At 62.0% G+C, this 815-nt stretch carries 1 protein-coding gene; it reads right to left on the bottom strand.

Going from position 1 to position 815, the window contains the following annotated elements:
* Positions 1–438: 438 nt before the first annotated feature.
* Positions 439–815: M48 family metallopeptidase (locus D3D02_RS18100; protein WP_147435699.1), on the bottom strand; the 377-nt coding region annotated here is incomplete at its 5' end.

Genomic DNA, 815 nt, shown 5'->3' on the forward strand with positions numbered 1-815 from the left:
CCCACGTACCAACATTCTCCCGGTGCATCACTTGACCTCTATCTACCGATAGGTGACGCTATCCACCGCTGGTGCGTGAACGGTTATCTCCTGTAGACAGTCTATCTTTCTGCGAGGAGAGACTCCCGCCGTGTATACCCCGGAGGCGATCTCGCCGAGTCACCGAATCAGTGGGTCTCGATGCATCCAATGGAGATGTAGTCAGGTATAGGTCTGGTAGGCGATGAACGCAGCGACTGCGAGCGAGGCGACACCAAGTCCACGGACAATCCATGTCCACTGGTCAGGGATGGTATCGTCAGTGCCGTAGTCACCGCGGCGACGACGGGTCGGGCCAACAAACACGGACAGCCGGAGAGCCGTACGCGGCGCGGCGAGCAACCCAATGCCTAACAGGACACCGAGGACGACCGCAAGGAGTTCACGGAGGCCGGGCATCTACGAGCGAAGCCGTTCGATGCGCTTCTCCATCGGCGGGTGCGTAGAGACGATCCGCTGGAGGAAGCCACGGTTGGGACTAGAGATACAGAGCGCGCTCACCTGCTGGTCGACGTTCGCGTCGCGGCGCCGGTCGCGGCGAGCACGGCCGTGACTCCGCTGGGCAGTCCGGGCCGACTCGCGAGCCTGCTGGTTCCCCTGCTGGATTTTCTCGAGGGCGCGGGCGAGTGGGTCGCCGGAGTCGATGACACGTTTCGCATCGGCGTCGGCGACGTACTCGCGATACCGCGAGATAGCGAGCACGAAGATCATCACGAGGAACTGGACGATCTGGCCGACGACGATGGCGAGAAAGAAGTCCGCGAGATCATTATCGC

The organism is Halobellus sp. Atlit-38R, from assembly GCF_003665925.1.
GTDB lineage: Archaea > Halobacteriota > Halobacteria > Halobacteriales > Haloferacaceae > Haloquadratum > Haloquadratum inordinatus.